This is a genomic window from Streptomyces sp. cg36 (genome assembly GCF_041080675.1).
Taxonomy (GTDB): domain Bacteria; phylum Actinomycetota; class Actinomycetes; order Streptomycetales; family Streptomycetaceae; genus Streptomyces.
Window position 1 is genome coordinate 5,950,614 of record NZ_CP163520.1, and the last position, 24,330, is coordinate 5,974,943.

20 protein-coding genes are annotated in these 24,330 nt (G+C 73.2%); 14 read left to right on the plus strand and 6 right to left on the minus strand.

The window, feature by feature from the left end; translation table 11 throughout:
* Nucleotides 1-247: 247 nt before the first annotated feature.
* The 3 genes from AB5J87_RS26305 to AB5J87_RS26315 all read left to right on the plus strand — a co-directional run bounded on the left by AB5J87_RS26305 (nucleotide 248) and on the right by AB5J87_RS26315 (nucleotide 3,299).
* Nucleotides 248-1,963 carry a lytic transglycosylase gene (locus AB5J87_RS26305; protein ID WP_369379850.1) on the plus strand — a complete coding sequence of 572 codons (1,716 nt, stop codon included), beginning with the start codon at nucleotides 248-250 and terminating at the stop codon, nucleotides 1,961-1,963.
* 151 nt (nucleotides 1,964-2,114) lie between these two features.
* Nucleotides 2,115-2,270, plus strand: coding sequence for an SPW_0924 family protein (locus AB5J87_RS26310; RefSeq protein ID WP_369379852.1), 156 nt, complete (start codon nucleotides 2,115-2,117; stop codon nucleotides 2,268-2,270).
* 39 nt (nucleotides 2,271-2,309) lie between these two features.
* Nucleotides 2,310-3,299, plus strand: a complete 990-nt coding sequence (locus tag AB5J87_RS26315) for a DUF3068 domain-containing protein (RefSeq protein ID WP_369379853.1) — start codon at nucleotides 2,310-2,312, stop codon at nucleotides 3,297-3,299.
* A gap of 66 nt (nucleotides 3,300-3,365) precedes the next feature.
* Here AB5J87_RS26315 and AB5J87_RS26320 read toward each other — a convergent pair whose 3' ends face one another.
* Complete coding sequence (locus tag AB5J87_RS26320; protein WP_369379855.1) at nucleotides 3,366-6,080, minus strand: ATP-dependent RNA helicase; 2,715 nt, start codon at nucleotides 6,078-6,080, stop codon at nucleotides 3,366-3,368.
* A gap of 232 nt (nucleotides 6,081-6,312) precedes the next feature.
* Complete coding sequence (locus AB5J87_RS26325; RefSeq protein WP_369379857.1) at nucleotides 6,313-7,131, minus strand: class I SAM-dependent methyltransferase; 819 nt, start codon at nucleotides 7,129-7,131, stop codon at nucleotides 6,313-6,315.
* 370 nt (nucleotides 7,132-7,501) lie between these two features.
* Between AB5J87_RS26325 and rpsA the strand changes: the two genes are divergently transcribed.
* Nucleotides 7,502-9,010, plus strand: coding sequence for a 30S ribosomal protein S1 (gene rpsA, locus AB5J87_RS26330; RefSeq protein ID WP_369379858.1), 1,509 nt, complete (start codon nucleotides 7,502-7,504; stop codon nucleotides 9,008-9,010).
* A gap of 92 nt (nucleotides 9,011-9,102) precedes the next feature.
* On the opposite strand, the gene AB5J87_RS26335 is transcribed toward rpsA, so the two are convergent.
* Nucleotides 9,103-10,068, minus strand: a complete 966-nt coding sequence (locus tag AB5J87_RS26335; protein WP_369379860.1) for a right-handed parallel beta-helix repeat-containing protein — start codon at nucleotides 10,066-10,068, stop codon at nucleotides 9,103-9,105.
* A gap of 303 nt (nucleotides 10,069-10,371) precedes the next feature.
* Here AB5J87_RS26335 and AB5J87_RS26340 point away from each other — a divergent pair, with 303 nt between their 5' ends.
* The 4 genes from AB5J87_RS26340 to AB5J87_RS26355 all read left to right on the plus strand — a co-directional run bounded on the left by AB5J87_RS26340 (nucleotide 10,372) and on the right by AB5J87_RS26355 (nucleotide 13,143).
* Entirely contained in the window at nucleotides 10,372-11,310 is a 939-nt protein-coding gene (locus AB5J87_RS26340) for a PAC2 family protein (RefSeq protein ID WP_369379862.1), read from the plus strand.
* A 36-nt stretch (nucleotides 11,311-11,346) separates the two neighbouring features.
* On the plus strand, nucleotides 11,347-11,949 hold the full coding sequence (coaE, locus tag AB5J87_RS26345) for a dephospho-CoA kinase (protein ID WP_369379863.1): 603 nt from the start codon (nucleotides 11,347-11,349) through the stop codon (nucleotides 11,947-11,949).
* A gap of 346 nt (nucleotides 11,950-12,295) precedes the next feature.
* Nucleotides 12,296-12,682, plus strand: a complete 387-nt coding sequence (locus AB5J87_RS26350) for a DUF3592 domain-containing protein (RefSeq protein ID WP_369379865.1) — start codon at nucleotides 12,296-12,298, stop codon at nucleotides 12,680-12,682.
* 92 nt (nucleotides 12,683-12,774) lie between these two features.
* Complete coding sequence (locus tag AB5J87_RS26355; protein WP_369379867.1) at nucleotides 12,775-13,143, plus strand: tetratricopeptide repeat protein; 369 nt, start codon at nucleotides 12,775-12,777, stop codon at nucleotides 13,141-13,143.
* A gap of 87 nt (nucleotides 13,144-13,230) precedes the next feature.
* Here the strand turns inward: AB5J87_RS26355 and AB5J87_RS26360 are convergent, their stop codons facing one another.
* Nucleotides 13,231-13,491 (minus strand): DUF6343 family protein, encoded by a 261-nt coding sequence (locus AB5J87_RS26360; protein ID WP_369379869.1) that lies wholly within the window; start codon nucleotides 13,489-13,491, stop codon nucleotides 13,231-13,233.
* 116 nt (nucleotides 13,492-13,607) lie between these two features.
* Between AB5J87_RS26360 and AB5J87_RS26365 the strand changes: the two genes are divergently transcribed.
* On the plus strand, nucleotides 13,608-14,525 hold the full coding sequence (locus AB5J87_RS26365) for an acyltransferase domain-containing protein (protein ID WP_369379870.1): 918 nt from the start codon (nucleotides 13,608-13,610) through the stop codon (nucleotides 14,523-14,525).
* Between the two features lie 46 nt (nucleotides 14,526-14,571).
* Here AB5J87_RS26365 and AB5J87_RS26370 read toward each other — a convergent pair whose 3' ends face one another.
* A complete protein-coding gene (locus tag AB5J87_RS26370; protein WP_369379871.1) occupies nucleotides 14,572-14,973 on the minus strand; it encodes a hypothetical protein in 402 nt (133 codons plus the stop codon).
* 283 nt (nucleotides 14,974-15,256) lie between these two features.
* Between AB5J87_RS26370 and AB5J87_RS26375 the strand changes: the two genes are divergently transcribed.
* The 5 genes from AB5J87_RS26375 (at nucleotide 15,257) to AB5J87_RS26395 (ending at nucleotide 23,366) form a co-directional block, all read left to right on the plus strand.
* Complete coding sequence (locus AB5J87_RS26375; RefSeq protein ID WP_369379874.1) at nucleotides 15,257-16,534, plus strand: esterase/lipase family protein; 1,278 nt, start codon at nucleotides 15,257-15,259, stop codon at nucleotides 16,532-16,534.
* A gap of 48 nt (nucleotides 16,535-16,582) precedes the next feature.
* Entirely contained in the window at nucleotides 16,583-17,632 is a 1,050-nt protein-coding gene (locus tag AB5J87_RS26380) for an alpha/beta fold hydrolase (protein ID WP_369379876.1), read from the plus strand.
* A 16-nt stretch (nucleotides 17,633-17,648) separates the two neighbouring features.
* Nucleotides 17,649-19,133 carry a carboxylesterase/lipase family protein gene (locus AB5J87_RS26385; RefSeq protein WP_369379879.1) on the plus strand — a complete coding sequence of 495 codons (1,485 nt, stop codon included), beginning with the start codon at nucleotides 17,649-17,651 and terminating at the stop codon, nucleotides 19,131-19,133.
* A 100-nt stretch (nucleotides 19,134-19,233) separates the two neighbouring features.
* Nucleotides 19,234-22,080, plus strand: coding sequence for a DEAD/DEAH box helicase (locus tag AB5J87_RS26390; RefSeq protein ID WP_369379881.1), 2,847 nt, complete (start codon nucleotides 19,234-19,236; stop codon nucleotides 22,078-22,080).
* Nucleotides 22,077-23,366, plus strand: a complete 1,290-nt coding sequence (locus AB5J87_RS26395; RefSeq protein ID WP_369379883.1) for an SWIM zinc finger family protein — start codon at nucleotides 22,077-22,079, stop codon at nucleotides 23,364-23,366. Before AB5J87_RS26390 ends, AB5J87_RS26395 begins: the two co-directional genes overlap by 4 nt.
* Here AB5J87_RS26395 and AB5J87_RS26400 read toward each other — a convergent pair.
* Nucleotides 23,363-24,073, minus strand: coding sequence for a DUF2293 domain-containing protein (locus AB5J87_RS26400; protein WP_369379885.1), 711 nt, complete (start codon nucleotides 24,071-24,073; stop codon nucleotides 23,363-23,365). The two genes, AB5J87_RS26395 and AB5J87_RS26400, sit on opposite strands and share 4 nt — an antisense overlap.
* Nucleotides 24,074-24,330: the final 257 nt, after the last annotated feature.

Consider the following 24,330-nt stretch of genomic DNA (forward strand, 5'->3'; position numbering starts at 1 on the left):
CGGGCCCGCGTTCCCTCGAGGACGCGGGCCCGCGCTCATGACGGGGACACGGGCCCGCGCCTATTACAGAGAGCCGGGTACTGGGAACCGATTCTCCGCCATATCCGGTCAACGCCCGGGTGATGAAGCGGTGAAATGGTGAATAAAGGTCAAGGGCCGGTGTCGCGGAACCCCTTGGGTGTCGTAGGGTCTCCTGAGTCCTAGCGCTGGGGAGCGCGCACTGCTGACCACGGGGAGGGGCTCACGTATGGCACCGCAGATCGGCCGACGGCTGCGCAGGGGAGCGACCACGACCGCGGTGGCCGCCGCGGCGGTGGCGGCACTCTCCGCGTCCCAGGGACCGGGCGTCCTCGCGAACAACTCGACCGGCGATCCCGCCGCGTCCGGCGCCCCGACCCCGCCCCCCGGCGCCCCGGCCAGCGGCAACTCGCCGTACTACACGGACCTTCCGCCCCTCGTCTCCCCGAACCCGCCGGGCGGCACCCCGAGCACCAACCCGCCCGCCCTCGGCGCCGACGCCGAGGGCATACCCGCGACCGTCCTCGACGCCTACAAGAAGGCCGAGGCCGCGCTCGCCCGTGACAAGGCGGCCTGCCATCTGACCTGGCAGATGCTCGCCGCCATCGGCAAGGTCGAGTCGGGCCAGGCCAACGGCGGCCGGGTCGACGCCAACGGCACCACGCTCTCCCCGATCCTCGGCCCGGTCCTCAACGGCGTCGGCTTCGCCAACATCTCCGACACCGACCACGGCCTCTACGACGGCGACTCGGTCCACGACCGCGCCGTCGGCCCCATGCAGTTCATCCCCTCCACCTGGGCGACCTCCGGCCGCGACGGCAACGGCGACGGCGTCAAGGACCCCAACAACATCTACGACGCCTCGCTCGCCACCGGTTACTACCTCTGCGGCAACCGTGACCTCTCCGTCCAGGCCAAACTGGACCAGGCGATCCTCAGCTACAACCACTCCCAGGAATACCTGAGCACCGTCCTGTCGTGGTTCGAGTTCTACAAGCGCGGCTCGCACGAGATCCCCAACGGCACGGGCGTGCTCCCCGGCAACCGCAGCGACCTCCCCGGCCGCAGGCCGTCCGGCACGGGAACCGGCACCGGCCCGACGCCGACCCCGTCGCCCACGCCGTCGACGCACACCCCGAGCCCGACACCCAAGCCGTCCAAGCCCGGCCCGAAGCCGACGCACCCGGAGCCCTCGAAGCCCACCCCGGGCGACTCGGGCTCGCCCAAGCCGCTCCCGCCGACGCAGGCGCGCACCTTCGAGGACGCGGGCACCGAGTCCCTGACCGCCACGGCGGGCTCCGCCTTCGGCGAGCAGGCCAAGGTACGGGTCAAGGACCAGCTGGGCCGCCCGATGGCCAAGGCCACCGTGCGCTTCCAGATCGCCGGGTCCACCGACGCCAAGTTCCCGGGCGGCGCCACCGAGGTCACCGTCACCACCGGCGCCGACGGCCGGGCCACCGCGCCCGCCCTCCGGGCCGGCGAGCAGACCGGCACCTTCACGCTCCGGGCGACCGTCGTCGGCACCGCGCTGCCGGAGCTCAAGTGGACCGCGACCGTCGAGGCCCGTCAGGCGGACACGCTCGCGCGCACCGACAGCAAGGAACTGACGGCCGCCCCCGGCGCCGAGTTCGCCAACTACGTCGAGGTCAAGGCCACCCGCAAGGGAGCCGTCGTCCCCGGCATCGGCGTGAGCGCCGCGATGATCGTCACCCCGGAGAAGGCCGCCCCCGGCGCCGCCGCGGCGGACCCCAAGGTCAACGACAAGGGCCCCTACTTCAAGGACGACAAGGGCAACCCGATCCGGACCCTGAAGGACCTGAAGACCGACGCGGACGGTGTCCTCCGGCTGCCCAAGATCTACGCGGACGGCCAGACCGGCACCTTCGTCCTGCGCCTCACCACCCCGGGCGGCGCCACCCTCGACATCCAGCTCAAGGTGGCCTGACCCCACCCGGCCGCGGCAGCCGCCGCCACCCTCCCAGGACCGCCCCCGTCGCCACACCGGCAGCGGGGGCGGTTCCGCGTGTTCTCATCTCACCTCCGCGTTGCTACCGTGCCCAATCCTGACGACCCATCAGCTTCTTGGGAGGCCGAGCATGCGCGCCCTCATCGCCGCCGCCATCGGGCTCGCCGCCGCCCTCGCCCTCGTCCTGACCATCTCCGCGATCGGCGGCCCCGAGGGCACCACCTCGCCCCACCCCCTGCTCACCACCGTCCCCACCGCCCCCGGAGCCATACCGCCCGCCAAGTAGTCCCGGGCGGTCCCCGGAAGGAGAAGGAGAGCCGGCCGCATGCGACGCAAAGCCAGCCTGATCCTGCTCGCCCTGGCCGTGTTCTTCGCGGCCCTCTCCCCACTGCTGCGCTGGTACGCCTTCCCCCGGCTCGCCAAGATCCCGCCCAGCCAGTACCAGGAGACGGTCCTGGAGGCCAAGAACGCCACCCTCGTCGACTACCAGCACTTCAAGTCCGTCACCGTCCCCAAAGTGACCATCGTCCAGACCCTCAAGGGCAACGTCGAGGAGTCCCGGAAGATCGAGAAGACCGCGGGCAAGGACGTCGTCGTCTGGGACGCCCTCAGCTACGTCATGGACGACAAGGGCCAGTTCGTCTCCCGCATCCCCGAGCGGTACATCTTCGACGCCCACAGCCAGGCCCCCGTCCACGCCACCGGCGAGATGGTCGACGGCGACCCCGTCCGGCGCGAAGGCATCGAGTTCAAGTGGCCGTTCCTGACCGAGAAGCGGGACTACCAGTACTTCGACGCCCAGACCCGCACCTCCGCCCCCATCCACTACAAAGGCACCACCACCTTCCACGGCCTCAAGGTCTACTACTTCGAGCAGACCATCCCCTGGACCCAGGTCGACTTCCCCAAGGCGATGCCGCTCGGCGTCACCCCCGAGGTCGTCAAGCAGACCGGCATGACCCGCTGGTACAGCACCAAGCGGATGTTCTGGGTCGACCCCGTCACCGGCGGCCCGGTCAACGGCGAAGAGATCCACCAGGAGGAACTCCGCAACGCCAGCGCCCTGTTCGGCAAGGACAGGATCACCGTCTTCTCCGGCCACGTGAAGATGCGCGAGGACTACGTCGACCACACAGTCGCCCTGGTCAAGAAGAACCGCACCCTGATCCTGCTGCTCACCTCCTATCTCCCCTGGGGATTCGTCGGCCTGGCCACCGCACTGCTCACCCTCTCCCTCTGGCTGGAGGCCCGAGACCGCCGCCCCACCGACCCGACCCCAACACCCCGGCCACTACCGGAGCCGGTCATCGCGTGAGGAGCGGGCGACGCGCGGGGCGTCGCGCTGGGGGGCGGGCATCGCACGGGGGCCGGGCCCCGCCCGTCACCGCTTGAGGCGGGCGTTGGTGTGGCGGGTCGGCTCGGCCTTGGACGGGTCCTCCGGCCACGGGTGCTTGGGGTAGCGCCCGCGCAGCTCGGCACGGACCGCCCGGTACCCCTCGCGCCAGAAGTTCGCCAGGTCGGCCGTGACCGCGGCCGGGCGTCCCGCGGGGGAGAGCAGATGTATGAGCACGGGCACCCCGGCAACCTCCGGGGTGCCTTCCAGCCCGAACATCTCCTGGAGCTTCACCGCGAGCACGGGCTGCGCACCCCCGTACTCCACCCTGATCCGGGAGCCGCTCGGCACCTCGATGCGCTCGGGCGCCAGCTCGTCCAGGCGCGCCGCCTCCCCGCTCGCCCACGGCAGCAGCCGCGTCAGCGCCTGCCCCGCGTCCAGCCGTTCCAGATCGGACCGGCGGCGCGCCCGGGACAGCTCGGGCTCCAGCCACTCCTCGGCCCGCGACAGGAGCGCCGCGTCCGCCACGTCCGGCCAGGGGTCACCCAGCGTCCGGTGCAGGAACGCCAGCCGTTCGCGCAGCCCCTCGGCATCGCGCGCCCAGCGCAGCAGCCCGACGCCCTCACGCTCCAGCCCTTCCAGCAGCGCCTGTCGCACCAGCTCCGGGTCCGGCCGCTTCAGTGGCCGTATCGACAGCTCCACCGCACCCAGCCGCTCCGCCTCCCGGGCGACCACGTCCCCGTTCTCCCAGTACACCTCCTCGCCCTCGGCCCACAGCGGCCCGGCCGCCATCCGTGCGATGCCCTCGTCCACCACGGCGGCGAGCCGCACCCGCGCCGAGGCGGCCTGCACCGGCCGGTCCGCGACGGCCACCGCCAGCCACCGCGCACTGCGCAGCCCGGACCCCTGCCCCAGCTCGGCCCGGGTCCCGGACACCATCAGGAACGAGCCCTCGCCCCGCGCCCGCGCGACCCGCTCCGGGAACGCCAGCGCGGTCACCAGCCCGGCCACGGCGTCGTCGGACGATCCCGCGCCGGTCCCGCCGCCCGATCCAACGCCGGTCCCGCCGGATCCAGCGGCGGTCGACGCCCCTGTTCCCCAGCCCGCTCCCGTTCCTGTGCCCGCTCCCGGTCCTGTTCCCGGAACCGGTCCAGCCCCGGCGCCCGTGGAAGCGCCGGCGGCGGCTCCGGCCCCAGTCGGCGCCCCGGCCCGGGGTGACGCGGAGCCGGGGGAGCCGGACTCCGTCGATATCGCCGACGTCAGCCGCCGCACCTCCTGGCGCCATCTCGCCCCGTACCCGTCGTCACCGCGCCGGGCCGTGCGCCACGCGGCAGCCAGGTCGTCCCCGTACTCCCTCGGCGGCTCCTCGCTCAGCAGCGCCACCACCTCGGCCGCCCGTCGCGCGCCGACCTCGGCCGCGCCGTCCAGGAGGGCCCGGGCCAGGCGGGGGTGCACGCCGAGGCGGGCCATGCTCACGCCCCGGCCGGTGGCCCGCCCGTCCTCGTCCACCGCACCGATCGCGGTGAGGACGGTCCGGGCCGCCGCCATCGCACCGGCGGGCGGGGCGTCGAGCAGGGCGAGCCCTCGGGCGGTCGGATCCCCCCAGCAGGCGGCCCGCAGGGCGAACGCGGCCAGATCGGCGATCTTGATCTCGGGGGAGGGGAAGCGCGGGCGGCGGGCGTCGTCGGCGGGTGCCCAGCAGCGGTAGACCGTGCCGAACGCCTCCCGGCCCGCCCGGCCGAGTCGCTGAGTGGCTCCCGCGTCCGACACCGACACGGTGGCCAGCGAACCCAGACCCCGGGCGTGGTCGACGCGCGGCTCGCGGGCGAGACCCGAGTCCACCACGATCCGGACGCCCGGCACGGTCAGGCTCGACTCCGCCACCGAGGTGGCGAGGACCACACGGCGCCGCCCGGTGCCGCCCCGCAGCACCGCGTCCTGCACCGCCGCGGGAGCGCGCCCGTGCAGTTGCAGCACCTCGGCGTCCACCCCGTCCAGCATCCCGGCCGTCCTGGCGATCTCGCCGGTGCCGGGCAGGAAGCACAGCAGGTCCCCTTCGTGCGCCGCCAGGGCCTGGCGGACCGTCGCGGCGACGTGGCGCAGGAGCTGGGGGTCGACCCAGGTGCCATGGGCCGGGCGGATGCCCGCGGGCGGCGGGGCGTAGTGGATTGCCGCCCCGTGTCCCTGCCCCTCGCTCCGGATCACCGGGGCAGGGCCCGAGCCGTCGGTCACGGTCAGGAGCTGGGACCAGGCGTCCGCGTCGCTGGTGGCCGAGGCCGCGATCAGCCGCAGCTCCGGGCGCAGGGTGGCCCGTACGTCTATGAGGAAGGCGATCGCGGTGTCCGCGTCGAGATGGCGCTCGTGGCACTCGTCGAGCAGCACCACGTCCACCCCCGCGAGCTCGGGGTCGCGCTGGAGCCGCTGGAGCAGCACACCGGTGGTCACCACTTCGACGACCGTGCCGGGTCCCGTCCGGCGCTCGCCGCGCACGGAGTAGCCGACCGCGTCCCCGACCTCTTGGCCCAGCAGCCAGGCCATGCGTCGTGCGGCGGCCCGCACGGCCATCCGCCGCGGCTCGGCCACCAGCACCTTGCGCCGGGGGCCGGCGCCGGTCAGCCCGGCCAGCGCCAGGGGCACCAGCGTGGTCTTGCCGGTGCCCGGGGGCGCGGACAGGACCGCCGTGCCGCGCTGGTCGAGCGCGCTCAACAGCTCGGGCACGGCATGGCGTACGGGAAGACGCTCGATCGCGTCGGTTCGGATCACGCCCACAGTTTCGTACGTCCCGACCCGAGTCCGTTTCCGGTTGTCCACAGACCAGCTGGTTTGTGTGCTTGTCATACTTTTCGGGTCGGGTTCCAGGGCTTCTTGGGTCGGGATGCCGGGCTTCCCTGCCCGGCCGGGCCCACCTCGGCCCGGCTCGGCCCGACCGTCCGCTCGTTCCCGGCCCCGCGCGCTCGGTCCGCCTAAGCGCGGACTCCCCTCGCGCCCGGTCCCGCTAGTCCCGCTCGCACACGAAGATCGCCGTGCCCGGGATCAGATTGCCCCGCAGCGGGGACCAGCCGCCCCACTCCTGGGTGTTCCAGGCGGGCCATTCCGGCTCGACCAGGTCGACCAGCCGGAAGCCGCCGGCCACCACGTCCCGCACCCGGTCGCCCAGCGTCCGGTGGTGCTCCACGTAGACCGCCTCGCCGCTTTCGTCCTGCTCCACGTACGGCGTGCGGTCGAAGTAGGAGGCGGCCACGCTCAGGCCCTCGGGGCCCGGCTCGTCGGGGAACGCCCAGCGGATGGGGTGCGTGACGCTGAAGACCCAGCGGCCCCCGGGGCGCAGCACCCGCCGCACCTCGCGGAAGACCCGCACCGGCTCCGCGACGAAGGGGACCGCGCCATAGGCCGAGCAGGCGAGGTCGAAGGAGCCGTCCGCGAACGGCAGCGCCCCCGCGTCCGCCTCCACCAGCGGCACGGCACCGCCGTCGATGCGCAGGGCGTGCTGGAGCTGGCGGTGCGAGAGGTCGAGCGCCACCGGGCGGGCGCCCTGGGCGGCCAGCCAGCGCGAGCACTGGGCCGCTCCGGCGCCGATCTCCAGTACGTCCAGTCCCTTCAGGGACTGGACGGGACCCAGGAGCGCCGCATCGGCCTCGTCGAGCCCCTCCGGACCCCAGACGAAACGGTCGTCCCCGAGGAACGCGCCGTGATCGGTCTGGTACTCGTCGGCGTTCCGGTCCCACCAGCCACGGCTCGCGCGGCTGCTCTCCGCGTCGCCAGCGTCACGCCGAGTCGCCTCGGGCTCGTATTCGGCCTCGTGCTCTTGGATCATCGTGCCCGTCGTTGTAGTTTGCGCAGAGCGTCGGCGCGGATGTGCCGCACTGTTCTGCGGGGGCCGGCATGGGCCTACGTGGCCTCGTAGAACCTTAGTTGTGCCGGGAATGCGGGGATCCGCCCCGGGTGTGCGCCTTCGCGCATTGACCGTGTCCGGCTGCCCCCGTATGCTACAAGTTGCGCTGCGAGCCTGCGCACCTCAGACCTAGCAGGCGCGCTTCCACTGTTGTATGTCCCCTCGGTTGTCGAGGCGCCCCCGGTTCGCCAGGACGGGCGCTTCCTAGGCTGTCCGGCTTCTGCAGAGGCGATTCGGGCTCTCGGCGTAGCAGTACCTACGACTTCATGTCCGTACCGGAGCCCTTTCCCACATGACGAGCAGCACCGAGACCACCGCCACCACCCCGCAGGTTGCGGTCAACGACATCGGTAACGAGGAAGCCTTCCTCGCCGCGATCGACGAGACGATCAAGTACTTCAACGACGGCGACATCGTCGACGGCGTCATCGTGAAGGTCGACCGGGACGAGGTCCTGCTCGACATCGGTTACAAGACCGAAGGTGTCATCCCGAGCCGCGAGCTCTCGATCAAGCACGACGTCGACCCGAACGAGGTCGTCAAGGTCGGCGACGAGATCGAGGCCCTGGTTCTCCAGAAGGAGGACAAGGAAGGCCGCCTGATCCTCTCGAAGAAGCGCGCTCAGTACGAGCGTGCCTGGGGCACCATCGAGAAGATCAAGGAAGAGGACGGCATCGTCACCGGTACCGTCATCGAGGTCGTCAAGGGTGGTCTCATCCTCGACATCGGCCTCCGTGGCTTCCTGCCGGCCTCCCTCGTCGAGATGCGCCGCGTCCGCGACCTCCAGCCCTACGTGGGCAAGGAGCTCGAGGCGAAGATCATCGAGCTGGACAAGAACCGCAACAACGTGGTCCTGTCCCGCCGTGCCTGGCTGGAGCAGACCCAGTCCGAGGTCCGTCAGACGTTCCTCACCACCCTCCAGAAGGGTCAGGTCCGCTCCGGCGTCGTTTCCTCGATCGTCAACTTCGGTGCCTTCGTGGACCTGGGTGGCGTCGACGGTCTCGTGCACGTCTCCGAGCTGTCCTGGAAGCACATCGACCACCCGTCCGAGGTTGTCGAGGTCGGCCAGGAAGTCACCGTCGAGGTCCTCGACGTCGACATGGACCGCGAGCGTGTCTCCCTGTCGCTGAAGGCGACGCAGGAGGACCCGTGGCAGCAGTTCGCCCGTACGCACCAGATCGGTCAGGTCGTCCCGGGTAAGGTCACCAAGCTCGTTCCGTTCGGTGCGTTCGTGCGCGTCGACGAGGGCATCGAGGGCCTGGTCCACATCTCCGAGCTGGCCGAGCGCCACGTGGAGATCCCGGAGCAGGTCGTCCAGGTCAACGACGAGATCTTCGTCAAGGTCATCGACATCGACCTCGAGCGTCGCCGGATCTCGCTGTCGCTGAAGCAGGCCAACGAGTCCTTCGGTGCCGACCCGGCGTCGGTCGAGTTCGACCCGACCCTGTACGGCATGGCCGCGTCCTACGACGACCAGGGCAACTACATCTACCCCGAGGGCTTCGACCCCGAGACCAACGACTGGCTCGAGGGCTACGAGACGCAGCGTGAGGCCTGGGAGGGCCAGTACGCCGAGGCTCAGGCTCGCTTCGAGCAGCACCAGGCTCAGGTCATCAAGTCCCGCGAGGCCGACGAGGCCGCCGCTGCCGAGGGTGCTGCCGCCCCGGCCGCCGGTGGCAACGCCGGTGCCGGTATCTCGGGTGGTTCGTACTCCTCGGAGTCGGACGACAACTCCGGCGCCCTGGCGTCGGACGAGGCCCTGGCTGCCCTGCGCGAGAAGCTGGCGGGCGGCCAGAGCTGACGCTCTGACCCCAGCTGGTAGATAGCCGAATGTAAGGCCCGCTCCCCAATGGGGGGCGGGCCTTACATCGTTGTGTGTGGGGGGATGCCGTCCTACGGGGTGACCGCGATGTTGGTCAGGCCCTTTCCGCCGACGACCGTATTGCTGCTGTAGACCGTGGTCGGGCAGCCGCTCGCGCTGTAGTTGGTGACGTTGACGGCGAGCCGCAGGGCGCCGGGGGAGTCGCTCAGGTCCGACCGGTTGGAGCGGAAGACGGTGCCGCAGCCCCAGCCGGACTGCTGGGTGTGCGTCTCGTAGCCGTTGTTGAGGGTGTGGACGCCCGTATTGCCCTCGACCACCACCTTGTTGCCCTTCACGTCGACCCAGGAGTCGTCGTAATTGGCGTTGGTGAGTCCGCTGCCGTCGAAGTGGTTTCCGGCGATCCGGGTGCCCGTGGTGCCCTCCTTCACGTCGACGTTCTCACCGCCGACGCCGGGCCCGATGGTGTTGTCGAGGATCTGCACCTGGTCGCTCCTGTCGGAGAGGTCGCCCGCCGTGCCGACGTACACGCCCTCGCCCATGCCCGAACCGTCCCGGCCGGTGTCGTAGATGCGCGAGTTCTTGATGACGCCGTTCTTGCTGGACTTGCGGAAGTGCACGCCCTCCATGGACAGGCCGTGCACGGTCACCGAGTCGATGACGACCCCGACCGCCGAGTCCATCATGATCCCCTTCTGGCCGCCGGTGATCGTGAGGCCCTGAACCGTCCAGTACGAGGCCCCGTTGAGGTGGAGGCCGTAGCCGCCGCTCGCCGTGAGTACGGCTTTCGAGGAGCCGGTGAGGGTGATCCGCGCGGACGCGGTGCCGGGCGCCGTCGTCTTGAAGTTGCCGGTGTACGTGCCGTCGGCGAGCCGGATCGTATCGCCGGGTGTCGCGGCGGTGAGCGCGGACTTCAACTGGGCGGCCGTGGACACCTCGATCACGGTGGCGGACGCGTCGGCGGGCGCGGTGAGGACGCCCAGACCGCCAGCGGCCAGTCCAGTGGCCAGCAAGGAGACGAGCAAGGTGCGGTTACGCATGGGGGGGCCTCCGAAGCGAGGGAACGAGTAACCGTTCTCGTACCTGAATCTGAGGCGCGTTTATGAACAACGCACTGCCAGGTGACGGTAGGGAGAGCCCATGGGCATGTCAAGGTCTGGACCACGTCGACCTCTCGCCGGGCAGCCCGAACGGATCGGCGCCACGGTCGTCGAGAGTCCGGAACCGTCGGTTTTCAGCCGTACAGCTCCTCTTGTGAGAACGCCATGTGAAACGCGCGTACGCGGGAATGTCGCTGTCGCGCCGCGCGTTCTTCCCTACGAACACGAGGAGGAGCGGTAATCGTGCTTGATCCGCAGGGTTTGTACGAATGGGAGCCGAAGGGCCTCGCAGTCGTCGACATGGCGCTCGCGCAGGAGTCGGCCGGCCTGGTCATGCTGTACCACTTCGACGGATACATCGACGCGGGTGAGACCGGCGAGCAGATCGTCGGAAAGCTGCTGGACACCCTGCCCCACCAGGTGGTGGCCCGCTTCGACCACGACAGACTGGTCGACTACCGCGCGCGTCGGCCGCTGCTGACCTTCAAGCGGGACCGCTGGACGGAATTCGAGACCCCCGCCATCGAGGTGCGCCTGGTGCAGGACGCCACGGGCGCCCCCTTCCTGTTGATGTCCGGCCCCGAGCCGGACGTCGAGTGGGAGCGTTTCGCCGTCGCCGTGCGGCAGATCGTCGAGCGCCTCGGCGTACGGCTTTCGGTCAACTTCCACGGCATTCCGATGGGCGTCCCGCACACCCGCCCGGTCGGCATCACTCCGCACGGCAACCGCACCGACCTGATGCCGGGTCACCGCTCGCCCTTCGACGAGGCGCAGGTGCCCGGCAGCGCCGAGTCGTTGATCGAGTACCGGCTGATGGAGTCGGGCCACGACGTCCTCGGCGTCGCCACGCACGTCCCGCACTATGTGGCGCGTTCCGCCTACCCGGACGCGGCGCTGACCGCCCTCGAAGCGATCACGGCCGCGACCGGCCTGGTGCTGCCGAGCGTCGCCCACGGATTGCGCACGGAGGCCCAGCGCACCCAGACGGAGATCGAGCGCCAGATCGGCGAGGGCGACGAGGAACTCGTCACCCTGGTGCAGGGCCTTGAGCACCAGTACGACGCGATCGCGGGCGCCGAGACGCGCGGCAACCTCGTCGCCGAACCGGCCGACCTGCCGTCGGCGGACGAACTGGGCCGCGAGTTCGAGCGGTTCCTCGCGGAGCGCGAAGGGGACCTGTGACCGTCGGCACGGGCGGCATCCCCTAGGCTGCCGCCCATGCTGAAGGTGGGTCTGACCGGCGGAATCGGTGCCGGCAAGAGCGAAGTGTCGCGCATGCTCGTCTCGTACGGGGCGGTGCTGGTCGACGCCGACAAGATCGCCCGCGAGGTCGTCGAGCCGGGCACCGAGGGGCTTGCGGCGGTGGTCGAGGCGTTCGGCCCCGAGATCCTCACGCCCGAGGGCACGCTGGACCGTCCGGCCCTGGGGGCGATCGTCTTCGCCGACCAGCGGAAGCTGGCGGTCCTCAACGGCATCGTCCACCCCCTGGTCGGGGCCCGCTCGGCGGAGCTCGAAGGGCGGGCGGGCGCGGACGCGGTGGTGATCCACGACGTGCCCCTGCTGACGGAGAACGGTCTGGCACCCCTGTACGACCTGGTGATCGTGGTCGACGCGGCCCCGGCCACCCAGTTGGACCGGCTCGTCCGGCTGCGCGGCATGGCGCGGACCGAGGCGGAGGCCAGGATGGCCGCCCAGGCGACCCGTGAGCAGCGCCTGGCCGTAGCGGATCTGGTCATCGACAACGACGGCCCGCTGGAGGCGCTGGAGCCGCAGGTCAGAAAGGTCTGGGGCGAACTCGTGGAACGGGCTTCGGCGGGCTGAGGCGAGAGGCGCCGGGGAAGCGGGAAGTCCCCGGCCGCGCGTTCGGCGGGGGCGCGGCCCTCACGCGCGCGTAGCTGAAGCGCTGTACCGCAAGGCCGGTCGGATCGTGCGCCTGCGGCCCTCACGCGCGCGTAGCCGAAGCCCGGAGCCGCGCTTGCCGCTCACGCGCGCGTAGCCGAAGTGGTCGCGGCAGCCCCCGGCCGTCCCGGGCGGTTCGTGTCCCTCTCGCGCGCGTAGCTGAAGCCCGAGGCGGCCCGCGCCCGCCCGCCCCCGCGCGCGTACGCGAACCGTATGAGTCGTCCGAAAAGTTCACCCCCGCCCACCCTCGCGGGATTACGATCCCGGTGTGCTCTTCGTACTGGCGGGTTTCACGGCCTTCGGCGGCCTGGTGGCGCTGCTGGCCGGTGCGTACGGGCTGCGGGAGACCCGGCGGATCGCCGAGGCGGGCGGGCTCGCCTGGGCGCTGGTCAAACCGGCGCCGCCCGGATCCGGACGCCCGCTCCTGCAGTACGAGACGGCCGACGGGCGCGTCCTGGAGCTGCCGTCCCCGGTCCCCCCGACCCGCCGAGACCCGCTCACTCCGGGAGCCCGCGTCCACCTCTCGTACAACCCGGCCGATCCGCGCGACGTCATTCTGGTCGGGCGGGAACGCACCGGCCTGGACCGTGCGTTTGTAGCTGCGGGGGCGGCCGTACTGGCGGTGGGCCTGGTGCTGGCGGTCGCCACCGTGTGAGGCTCGCGCGGCCCCGTCGCCGGGAGGATGAGTACGGAATAGGCGAACTGGGCAGTGCGTTGTCAACGCGCAGCGAGCGAAAGGACTCGATCGTGGCCGAAAGCACTCCGGAGACGCACGTCATCGACTTCCGTGCGGCGGAACAGCTGCTGGCCGCCCGCGACCCCAGGGGCGCGGTCAAGCTGCTCGACTCGGTCATCGCCGCCCACCCCGAGAACACCGCGGCCCGTCTGCTGCGCGCCCGCGCGTTCTTCGCGGCGGCCCAACTGCGTTCGGCGGAGCTGGAGTTCCAGCTGGTCCTGGAGCGCGAGCCGGACAACGCGTTCGCGCACTTCGCCCTCGCCCGCACCTATGAGCGCGGTGCCCGCCCCGATCAGGCGCTGCGCCACTTCCGACTCGCCGCGGCCCTGGACCCCAAGCCCGAGTACCTGCAAGCGGCCAGGTTCGACACCGAGGCGTGAGCCCCGCGCGCAGGGGCTGCGGGTCGATCGAGTACGGGATCAGTTCGCGGGGAACGTGAGCCCCGCGCGCGCAGGGGCTGCGGGCGCTCAGTGCCGCCGCGGCGGCTGGTACGGGGGCACGTCGCGGCCCGGCTGGTAGTGCGGCCCCTGATGGATGTGGTGGACGATCATGGCGAGATCGACCATGACCACCAGGGCGAGCGCGGCGCAGGCGGCCGTCCAGCCCGGCCTGCCCTCCAGGGCGAAGCCCGCCGTGCCGCCGAGGGCCCAGACCAGCCCCCACACGCTCAGCCAGAACCGCATCCGCAGCGGACTGCGCGCGGTCGTGGGTTCACTGCCAGTGCGCATGGCCATCGCCTCTTCCAGGGGAATATTACCCACCGGATGGCTTGATCAAGCTGTTCCGCACGGCGCCGCAGCCCGCTGCCCCGTCTGTCGGCGACCCGGCGCATAGGGTGACGCGCATGGTGGACGAGGACGCGCTGTTGCCGTGGGGGGACGAGCTGCCCGAGGCGCTGCTCGACCTGGCGGTGCCGCACGAGGACGTCAACGAACTGGTGCGCCTGGCGCGGCGGTTGCTCCGCGATCCCGAGTCCCGCGCACTCCTGGCGCGGTCGGTGGGCGCGCTGGTGCGGGACATCGGCGTGGTGGGGGCGCAGCAGGAACCACCGGCCGTCCCGGACGGGCTGGGGGAGGCCGGGCGGCTGTTCCCCGTCCTGGTCCTGCTCGGCTGCCTTCCGCATACGCGCGCGTACCACCGGGGACGGGAGGTGCCCGCCGACATCGCCCGCCGCACGCTCGCCGACCTCGGGCGCCATCTGGCCGTCCACCGCCGCCGGCACGGGAACGCCGGCCTGGTGGCGCCGTACTGGCTGCGGTGGCACTTCCGGGGCGAGCTCTACCAGTTGGGAAGGCTCCAGTTCCAGCGGTCGCGGCTGGGGCGGCGCAGCGGTGAGGCGGTGCGCGATTCCGGGCTGCCGTTCGGCCCCGGCGATCCCTGCCTCAAGGTGCACGTCCCGGACTTCCGGGGGCCGTTGACGGCGGAGGCGTGCGACGCGTCGTTCGCGCTGGCCAGGGACTTCTTCGCGCGCCACTATCCCGACGAGCCCTATGAGATCGCCGTCTGCGACTCCTGGCTGCTGGACGCGCAGCTGGCGCGGTACCTGCCCGCGGACTCCAACATCGTGCGCTTCCAGCGCAGGTTCACCCCGGCGTACCGGGCGACGGAGCCCGAGGACAGGACCGCCGTCTCGTTCGTCTTCGGGGACCCCGACCTGCCCGTGGAGACGCTGCTCCAGCGGACGGCGGTGGAGCGGGCCGTCGCGGGCCATCTGCTCGCGGGCGGACACTGGTACTGCGGCCACGGCTGGCTGGTGCTGTGACCGGGGTGCGCGGGCGGACCCGGTGCCCCAAGGCGTACCCGGACTCTCAGTGCACGAAGGTGTAGCTGCGCCACGGCAGCGTGTTCGGCGCGATGTTGTCGGAGAGCCGGCTGGGGATGTACTTCGGGTCCTTGCCGGAGCAGTCGGGCGTCCGGTACATGCGCACATCGACCAGGGTGTTGTTGAGGACGGCGGTGGCCCCCGCCGGGGCCGTGCGGTGGCAGCCCTTCACCGACGGGCTGCTGATCTTGACGATACGTTCCGCCGCCGTGGAGTACGAGAAGGTGCCGACCGCCGAGCGGCCGAGCGCGGAGCAGGCCCCAGTGCCGAGCACCAGGAGCGCGGCCCCGGCGGCGACGGCCAGCCGCCTGCGGGCGGACGCGTGCCGTGCCGACGCGGACGGGGACGGGGACGGGGACGGCGCGAGCTGGGACACAGGCACGGACATGGGCGGTCCTCGTCTGTACGGCGGTGGTGCGGCGGTCAGTACGGCCACCCTGCACGCGGATCGCCACCCCGGCATCCCGTGCGCGGCCGGGCGGGCGACGCCCCGCTCCCCGCTGTATGAGCCCCCATACCCCTCAGCGCACTTGTGTGGCCCGCACACATCCCCCACCCCGCTGCCCGCTGCCTAGCGTCTGGGGGCGGACAGATCACAGCCAGCTCGACCCAGGCAAGGGGGCCCGGACGTGCGCAGCAGACACCGTGGGGGATGGAGAGCGGTACCGGCAGTGGCGGCGGCGGTGATCGGCGCGCTCCTGGCGACCGGAGGCACCGCCGGCGCCCGCACCACGGCCGCCCAGGCGACCGCCGCCGCCCCGCCCGCGTACCTCACCCAGGAGGCCGCCTACGGCGCCGGTACGGTCACCAACGGCTGGGAGAGGGTCGAGCGCTACCGCGACACCACGCCCGGCTTCCAGGCGGCCGGTGCCGAGGGCTACGCGCCGGACGGCCGCGGCGACCAGGACGGCGTCCGGGTGACCTACTTCGGCGGAGCGACCCGGCCCACCTCCGACCGCTTCCTGCTCTACTCGGCGCCCGGCTGGAACACCGGGGCCCGGACCACGCCCGTCCTGCTCGTGCACGGCGCCAACGACACCGCCGACCGGGCCTGGGCGAACCCCGGGGAGTCCGGCGGGTACGGCTGCGGCGCGCTGTCGTGCCCCTCGACCGGGCTGATGCAGTACCTGGCGGCCCGGGGCCACCGCGTCTTCGCCATCGGCTTCGCCCACAAGCAGGGCGACAACCTGATGCAGGCCCAGGCCGTCGGCGACGCGGTCGCCCTGATCAGGGCCAAGCTGGGCGTGTCCCAGGTGGATCTGGTCGGCTGGAGCAAGGGAGAGGTCTCCACGCGCGCGTACGTGTCGTCGCTGAAGCCCGCCTGGGGCCGCGCCTACGCGGGCGACGTACGCAAACTGATCACCCTGGGCGGCCCCAACGGCGGCTACGACTACCCGTACGCGCACGGCTGGGCCCATGACTTCTCGATCTGGCCGGAGTGCGGAGGCAAGATCAACGCGCCCTCGCCGCACTCCCGGATGACCTGCTACGGCACGTACACGGCCCACCCCGAGTTCTCCATGACGCCCTCCGGCGGCTACGACGACTACCCGGGCCAGCGGCAGATGCTGGCCCGCTGGGACGGCGTGTACGGCGTCGACCAGAGCGCCCAGGACTGGTACACGACCTACTACGGCGGACAGGGCTTCTACACGGCCGGCGACGGCATCCAGAAGGCCATCGACGCGGGCTCGCTGGTCGTCCCGCTCCAGCGGGCCTCGGTCCCCGCCTCCGTCACGACGTACCTGCTCGCGGGCGGCACGCCGTCCGTCGTGGGCATCTTCAACGAGAACCGCGGCCCCAGCGACGGCGTGGTCTTCGTCTCCAGCGCGCTCGACTCCACCGGCATCGCCACCGTCGGCGGCAAGGCCACGGTGACGTCCGCCAACCACCTCGAACTCGGCTGGAACAGCGCCGCACAGGCCCAGGTCGCCTCCTGGCTCGCCTGACCCCGCCAGCCCGCCCCGTACCCGCCAGACGCCCCTAGGACGGCCCGTATGAGCACGCTCACCGCCCGCCGGATAGAGACCGCCCGGCTCACCCAGCAGATCCTGGAGGACGCCTCCAAAGAGGCGGGCGAGACGGTCGTCTTCGTGCACGGCAACGTCTCGTCCGCCGCCTTCTGGCAGGACGCGATGCTCGCCCTGCCACGGCGCTACCGCCCGATCGCCGTCGACCTGCGCGGATTCGGCGGCACCGACCCGCTGCCGGTCGACGCGACCCGTGGACTGCGCGACTACGCCGACGACCTGGCGGCGCTCCTCGACGCGCTGCATGTGGAACGCGCACACTTCGTCGGCTGGTCCATGGGCGGCGGTGTGGTCCTGCAACACCTGCGGGACCGGCCGGGCACGGTGCGCTCGCTCACTCTGGTCAACCCCGTCTCCCCGTACGGCTTCGGGGGCACCCGGGGCGTGGAGGGATGGCTCAACTCCCCGGACGGCGCGGGCTCGGGCGGCGGCACCGCCAACCCCGACTTCGTACGGCTGCTCGCCGAGGGCGACCGGGGCGAGGCGTCGCCGCTCTCGCCCCGCCGGGTGCTCGCCACCTGTTACGTCAAACCGCCGGTGCGGCCGGGGCGGGAGGACGAGTTCGTCGAGTCGATGCTGAGCACCCGGGTCGGCGACGACCACTACCCCGGTGACAGCCGACCCAGCGAGACCTGGCCGGGAACCGCCCCCGGCACGCGCGGGGTGCTCAACTGCCTCGCCCCGACGCACTTCCGGCTCGACGACCTCCACGACGTGGTCGCGGCGCTGCCCGTGAAGCCGCCGGTGACCTGGGTGCGCGGCGCGGACGACGTGATCGTCTCCGACACCTCGCTGTTCGACCTCGCCCACCTTGGCGCGATCGGCGCGGTGCCCGGCTGGGACGGCACCCCGGCCCAGCCGATGGTCGCCCAGACACGGTACGTCCTGGGCCTTTACGCGCGCGTGGGCGGCAGGGTACGAGAGGTGACGGTGCCCGACGCCGGGCACGCGGTGCACGTCGAACAGCCCGGAGCGTTCGGCGCGGCCCTGCTGGAGACGCTTGCCGAGGGAGTCTGAGGCGCCGATGGAAGCGATGGGTACGAAGGTGTGCACGACCCGCAAGGGTGCGGTACGCGGGCGGACCGGGAGCGACGGGGTGACGTCCTTCCTCGGCATCCCCTACGCCGCGCCACCCTTCGGCCCGCTGCGCTTTCGCGAACCGGCCCCGGCCGACCCCTGGGAGGGCGTGCGGGACGCGCTGGAGCACGGTCCGTCCGCCCCCCGCGCCCCCTACGCGCCGCCCATGGACGTCCTCATCCCGGACGCCGACGGCGGTCAGGGCGAGGACTGCCTCAACCTCAGCCTCTGGACCCCGCACCCGGGGCCCGGCGGCGGGCTGCCGGTGCTGGTCTGGCTGCACGGCGGGGCGTTCTCCAACGGCTCCGGCGTGGGGCCGGCCTACGACGGCCGTGCCTTCGCGCGCGACGGCGTGGTGTGCGTGAACGTCAACTACCGGCTGGGCACGGACGGTTTCCTGCGGCTGCCCGGCCGGCCCGACAACCGCGGACTGCTCGACCAGATCGCCGCGCTGGAGTGGGTCCGCGACAACATCGAGGCGTTCGGCGGCGCCCCGGACCGGGTGACGGTGTTCGGGGAGTCGGCGGGCGGGATGAGCATCGGCGTGCTGCTCGCCCAGTCACGCGCGCGCGGGCTGTTCCACCAGGCGATCCTGCAGAGCGGCGCGGCCCACCACCACCTGCTCCCCGACACGGCCGACCTGATCACCGCCCGGCTGGCGGCGAAACTGGGCATCCGGGCCGACGGCGCGGACCTGGCGGACGCCTTCGCCGCCGTGCCCTTCGAGGCGCTGCTCCCGGCCCAGTCGGAGCTGCGCGCCGAGATGGGCGCCCGGCCGGACCCGGCGCTGTGGGGCGAGGCGGTGCTGAACATGATGCCGTTCGAGCCGGTCCTGGAATCCCTGCCGCTGCCGTCCGCCGACCGCGGGGTGCGGCTGCTGGCGGGCAGCAACCGGGAGGAGTACCGCCTCTTCCTCGTCCCCACCGAACGCCTCCACCTGCTCGGCGAGGCCAAGCTGCGCCGCACGGCGGCCGAGTACGGACTCGACCCGGACAAGGCGCTGCCCGTGTACGCCGGGAGCCGCCCGGGAGCCGCCCCCGGGGAACTGTTCGACGCGGTCGCGACCGACTGGTTCTACCGGATCCCCGCGATCCGCGCCGTCGAGTCGGTGCCCGGCTCGTACCTGTACGAGTTCGCCTGGCGCTCGCCGCAGTTCGGCGGGCTGCTGGGGGCCTGCCACGCCGTCGAGCTCGCCTTCGTCTTCGACAACCTGCGCGATCCCGTCTACACGCCGATGCTCGGCGCCGAGCCGCCCCAGGCCGTCGCGGACGCCGTGCACGGGGCGTGGGTGGCCTTCGCGACGACCGGTGACCCGGGCTGGGACGCGTACGGCCCGCAGACCCGGACGACGATGGTCTTCGGGGCCTCCCCGGACACCCCGGCCGAGGTCGTCCAGGACCCGCGTGCGGCGGAACGCGCCTTGTGGGAGGGGGTGCGCTGAGGTCGCGGCGCCCGATTGTCGGACCCCGCCCGTAAGGTCGTGAGCAGTCGGGGACCGAGCGCCGGTCCACGACCTCGCGACCGAGGGGAGGTGACCGGACATGACGCGCACCGGGCGGACGACGGCGGACGCGCCGCGGTCCGGCGTGACCGCCGCCGCCGTCTTCCTGCCCTCGGGGCTGCCGCGCGAGGGCCGGATCGCCTTCTGGGACCCGGCGGGCGGCCCGCGCCCGCAGGCCGCGGACGGCGAGCCCGGGGCGCCGGGCGCGGAGGAGACCACCGAGCTGACGGTGGTCGCCCGGCACGGCAGCGGCGCCCGCAGCCGGGTCGTGGCCGCCCGCACGCTGCCCGTGGTGGAGGCCCTGCCCCTGCTGGTGCGGGCCCGGTACCACCCGGCCGCGCACCCGGCGACCGCCTGCTGGGGCGCCGCCGCGCTGCACGCCCTGCACCTGGTGGCGCGCGGCCGACTGCTGCCCGGCCTGACCGGCACCGACCACGACGCCTGGCGCGCGGGCCCGCTCGACGCCGACGACATCGCCCAGCTCCGGGCCATCGCCGCCGCCATGCCCCACGAGGCGTACGCGACGCCGGTGCCCGGCCGCCGTCCGCTGCGGCTGCCCGAGCCGGAGGCGCTGGTGCGGGCCTTCCTGGACGCGGTCGCGGACGGCCTGCCGCGCACCCCGGCCGCCGCCCACGCCGTGGGAGCGCCGTTCGCCGCCGCCGGGCCCCAGCACCTGCCGCACGCGCGCGCGTGGGCGGCGCAGGCCGCGGCGGGCATGGACGCGGGCGTACGGGTGTCGCTGCGGCTCGACCTCTCCGGGTACGGGCTGTTCGACACCGACGACGAGGCGGACGCCCGGCGGGCGGGCTCGGCGATCGTCCAGGTCCACAGCCTCGCCGACCCCACCCTGGTGGTCGACGCGGCCGGACTGTGGGCGGGGGAGCGGGCGGAGGCGTTCGGCCCGCGCGCGCGGATCGACGCCCTGCTGGCGCTGCGCCGCGCGGCCCGCGTCTGGCCTCCCCTGGGCGGACTGCTGGAACGGCCGGTGCCGGACGTGCTGCCGCTCACCGAGGAGGAGCTGTACGACCTGCTGGGCGCGGCGGCGACCCGGCTCGACGCGGCGGGAGTGCCGGTGCACTGGCCGCGCGAGCTGGCCCGCGACCTGACCGCCACCGCCGTGGTCCGCTCCGCGCCGGGCTCGGCGACCGACGGCACCTCGTTCTTCGACGCCGGTGAACTGCTCACCTTCAACTGGGAGTTGGCCCTCGGCGGCGAGCCGCTGAGCCGGTCCGAGATGGACGAGCTCGCCGAGGCGCACCGCCCCATCGTGCGGCTGCGCGGCCAGTGGGTGGTCGCCGACCCCGAGCTCGTCCGCAAGGCGCGCAAGCGCGACCTGGGCCTGCTCGATCCGGTCGACGCGCTCTCCATGGCGCTGACCGGCACCGCCGAGGTCGACGGCGAGACCGTCGAGGCGGTCCCGGCCGGGGCCCTCGCCGACCTGCGCGACCGGCTCACCGAGGGCCCCCGGCCCGCCGCGCAGCCACCGGGCCTGACCGCCGTCCTGCGCGACTACCAGCTGCGCGGGCTCGCCTGGCTCGACCTGATGACCTCGCTCGGCCTGGGCAGCTGCCTCGCCGACGACATGGGCCTGGGCAAGACCGTCACCGTGATCGCCCTCCACCTGCGCCGCGCCCGCAGCGAGCCGACGCTGGTCGTCTGCCCGGCCTCGCTCCTGGGCAACTGGCAGCGCGAGATCGCCCGGTTCGCCCCCGGCGTGCCGGTGCGCCGCTTCCACGGCAGCGCGCGCAGCCTGGCCGGAGTCGAGGGCGGCTTCGTCCTCACCACGTACGGCACGATGCGCTCCAGCGCGCCCCGGCTGGCCGAGCACGCCTGGGGGATGGTCGTGGCGGACGAGGCGCAGCACGTGAAGAACCCGTTCTCGGCCACCGCCAAGGCCCTGCGCACCATCCCCGCGCCCGCCCGGATCGCCCTCACCGGCACCCCGGTCGAGAACAACCTCTCCGAGCTGTGGGCCCTGCTCGACTGGACGACACCGGGGCTGCTCGGCCCGCTCAAGTCGTTCCGCGCCCGCCACGCCCGGATCGTGGAGAACGGGGAGGACGAGCACGCGGCGGAGCGCCTCGCGCGGCTGGTCCGCCCCTTCCTCCTGCGGAGGAAGAAGTCGGACCCGGGCATCGTGCCCGAGCTGCCGCCGAAGACCGAGACCGACCACCCCGTGCCGCTCACCCGCGAGCAGGCATCGCTGTACGAGGCCGTCGTCCGGGAGGCGATGGCCGAGGTGGAGGCCGCCGAGGGCATCGCCCGGCGCGCCCTGATCATGAAGCTGCTCACCGCGCTGAAGCAGATCTGCAACCACCCGGCGCAGTATCTGAAGGAGACCGCGCCCCGGCTGCCCGCCCGCTCCGGCAAGCTCGCCCTCCTCGACGAACTCCTCGACACGATCGTGGCGGAGGACGGCTCGGTCCTGGTCTTCACCCAGTACGTGGCGATGGCGCGGCTGCTCTCCGCGCACCTCACCGCGCGCGGGGTCCCCTCCCAACTCCTGCACGGCGGGACGCCGGTGGCCGAGCGCGACCGTCTGGTGGACGCGTTCCAGTCCGGCGAGGTGCCGGTCTTCATCCTCTCCCTGAAGGCCGCGGGCACCGGTCTCAACCTCACCCGCGCGGGCCATGTCGTCCACTACGACCGCTGGTGGAACCCCGCGGTCGAGGAGCAGGCCACCGACCGCGCCTACCGGATCGGCCAGACCCAGCCGGTGCAGGTCCACCGCCTGATCGCCGAGGGCACGGTCGAGGACCGCATCGCGGACATGCTCACCGCCAAGCGCGCCCTGGCCGACGCGGTCCTCGGCTCCGGCGAGAGCGCCCTGACCGAACTCACCGACCGGGAACTGGCCGACCTGATCTCCCTGCGGAGGGCGGCATGAGCACGCTCCCGACGTCCCGCCACGACGACCGGCGCCGCACCTTCCCGCCCCTGGGCGCCCGTTCCGAGGCCACCGGCACCTGGTGGGGCGGCGCCTGGGTGACGGCGCTGGAGGAGCTGGCCCTGGACCCGGCGCGGCTGGCCAGGGGCCGGGCCTACGCGGCGGGCGGCCACGTCGACGCGATCACCGTCACCCCCGGCCGCATCACCGCGTACGTACACGGCTCGCGCCCCCGCCCGTACCGCACCCAACTGCGCCTGCGCACCCTGTCGGACGAGGTGTGGGAGGACTTCCTCGACGGCGCGGCCGAGGACCCGGCCCACATCGCGGCGCTGCTCGACAAGGACCTGCCGCACACCCTCGCCGACCGGGTCGACCTGCTGCCCGGCCCCGGCGACCTGGTTCCGGACTGCTCCTGCCCCGACGACGGCTACCCGTGCAAGCACGCGGCGGCGCTCTGCTACCAGACGGCCCGGCTCCTCGACGAGGACCCGTTCGTGCTGCTGCTGATGCGCGGCCGGGGCGAGCAGGAGACGCTCGCCGCACTCACCCGCCGCAACAGCGCCCGGATGGCGGTGGAGCGGCACTCGCCCGCGCCCGACCTGCCCACGGTCGCCGCGCGCGAGGCGGTCCGGACCGGTGCGCGGCCCGCGCTGCCGCCCCCGTTCCCGGCCCCTGAGCGGCCGGGCCACCCGCCCGCCCCGCCCGCGATGCCGGGCGCGCCCGACCCGCTCGCGCTCGACCTGCTGGCCAGCGAGGCGGCGGCCCGCGCCCACGCCCTGCTGACCACCGGGGAGGACCCGGTCGCCGCCCTCTCGACCTGGCAGGACGCGGTGCGCCTGGCCGCCGCCCACCCCGGCTCGGGCATGACGTCCACCACCCGCGCCCTGTACGCGGGGCTGTGCCGGGCCACCGGCCGCACCGCCACCGACCTGGCCCGCGCGGTGGCCGCCTGGCGGCAGGGCGGCTCCGCGGGACTCGACGTCCTCGAAACGCCCTGGGACCCTCCGGCGGGTCCCTTCGACCGCGCCCGTCCGGCTCTGGCCGCCGCCGGCCACCCGGGCTTCCGCCCCTGGCGCAACCAGCTCTCGGCCCCCACCAGCCAGCTCCGGTACGGCCGGGACGGCCTCTGGTATCCGTACGAGTCCGACCCGGGCCGCGACGACTGGTGGCCCCGGGGGAGGCCGACGCGGGATCCGGTGGAGGCGCTGGAGATACGCCCGGGCGCAGACACGGCCCCGGACCGGCCGTCGCCTGCCGGGCCGGCCCCCTACGACCTGTCCTAGGGGCGGCGGGCGCGTCCCGGACGACCTGCTCCAGGGGCTGCGGAGCGCTCCGGTGGGGCCGGTCGGCCCGCCGCCCAGGCCCGCAGGACCGCCTCGATCCGTGCCGCCACGCGCGCCCGTGCCCGGTTGCGCGGCACCCGGGCCATCAGCAACTCGTCGTAGGGCGTGTCCAGATGGCGTACGGAGGCGCGGACCGCCGCCGTGACCGCGTCCGCGTCCAGGGCGCGCCCCGCCGCGCTGCGGCCCACCCGGCCGCTGCCCCGCACGGAGGCGTGCACGGCCACGTCGTGGGCGCGTCCGGGCGGACAGCCCGGGAACAGCCGCAGGATCTCGGCCTCCAGGGCGGCCGTGAAGCGGACGTCCTCGGCGGCACGACGCAGCGCGTCCCGGGCCCGGCGCCGTGCGCGGGCCTCGGCGTCGGCGAGACAGCGCCGCTCGGCCACGGCCAGCGCCGCCTCCTCGACGAGGACGCCCTGGCGTTCGTAGCGGCGCCGACGGCGGTTGAAGCGGACGACGACGGCGGACAGCGCGCTCTCCTCGCGCGCGCGGCGCGTGAGGGCGTGATCGCCCCGGGGCAGGAACACGAGGTGGCCGAGGTCCGCGCAGTCCAGACAGCGCGGGCTGCCCGTGTCCAGCACGAGACGGGGGAGCGGGCCGGTGTCGCAGTCGGCGCAGCGGTGGCGCCTGCGGGGCTCTATGACGAGCACGGCGGACGCGGCGGCCGGCCGGACGCGGGCTTCGGCCGCCCCGGAGAGTCTGAACGGCCCAGGAAGTGTGCGCGGCCCAGGGAGTCTGAGCGTGCCGGAGAGGGGGACCGGCGCATAGCGTGTGAGCGCCCCAAGGAGCGAGCACGGCCCAGAGGGCGTGACCGGCCCAGGGAGTCTGAGCGCCCCGAGGAGTGTGAGCGGCCCAGAGAGCGTGACCGGGGCAAAGGGCCTGAGTGGCTCAGGGAGTGCGACCGGCT

Coding starts and splice junctions, on each gene's coding strand:
- AB5J87_RS26365 (WP_369379870.1), top strand. CDS start 13,608: ATGGTGGACGAGGACGCGCTGTTGCCGTGGGGGGACGAGCTGCCCGAG.
- rpsA (WP_369379858.1), top strand. CDS start 7,502: ATGACGAGCAGCACCGAGACCACCGCCACCACCCCGCAGGTTGCGGTC.
- AB5J87_RS26335 (WP_369379860.1), bottom strand. CDS start 10,068: ATGCGTAACCGCACCTTGCTCGTCTCCTTGCTGGCCACTGGACTGGCC.
- AB5J87_RS26385 (WP_369379879.1), top strand. CDS start 17,649: ATGGGTACGAAGGTGTGCACGACCCGCAAGGGTGCGGTACGCGGGCGG.
- AB5J87_RS26370 (WP_369379871.1), bottom strand. CDS start 14,973: ATGTCCGTGCCTGTGTCCCAGCTCGCGCCGTCCCCGTCCCCGTCCCCG.
- AB5J87_RS26360 (WP_369379869.1), bottom strand. CDS start 13,491: ATGCGCACTGGCAGTGAACCCACGACCGCGCGCAGTCCGCTGCGGATG.
- AB5J87_RS26390 (WP_369379881.1), top strand. CDS start 19,234: ATGACGCGCACCGGGCGGACGACGGCGGACGCGCCGCGGTCCGGCGTG.
- AB5J87_RS26305 (WP_369379850.1), top strand. CDS start 248: ATGGCACCGCAGATCGGCCGACGGCTGCGCAGGGGAGCGACCACGACC.
- AB5J87_RS26315 (WP_369379853.1), top strand. CDS start 2,310: ATGCGACGCAAAGCCAGCCTGATCCTGCTCGCCCTGGCCGTGTTCTTC.
- AB5J87_RS26310 (WP_369379852.1), top strand. CDS start 2,115: ATGCGCGCCCTCATCGCCGCCGCCATCGGGCTCGCCGCCGCCCTCGCC.
- coaE (WP_369379863.1), top strand. CDS start 11,347: ATGCTGAAGGTGGGTCTGACCGGCGGAATCGGTGCCGGCAAGAGCGAA.
- AB5J87_RS26395 (WP_369379883.1), top strand. CDS start 22,077: ATGAGCACGCTCCCGACGTCCCGCCACGACGACCGGCGCCGCACCTTC.
- AB5J87_RS26380 (WP_369379876.1), top strand. CDS start 16,583: ATGAGCACGCTCACCGCCCGCCGGATAGAGACCGCCCGGCTCACCCAG.
- AB5J87_RS26325 (WP_369379857.1), bottom strand. CDS start 7,131: ATGATCCAAGAGCACGAGGCCGAATACGAGCCCGAGGCGACTCGGCGT.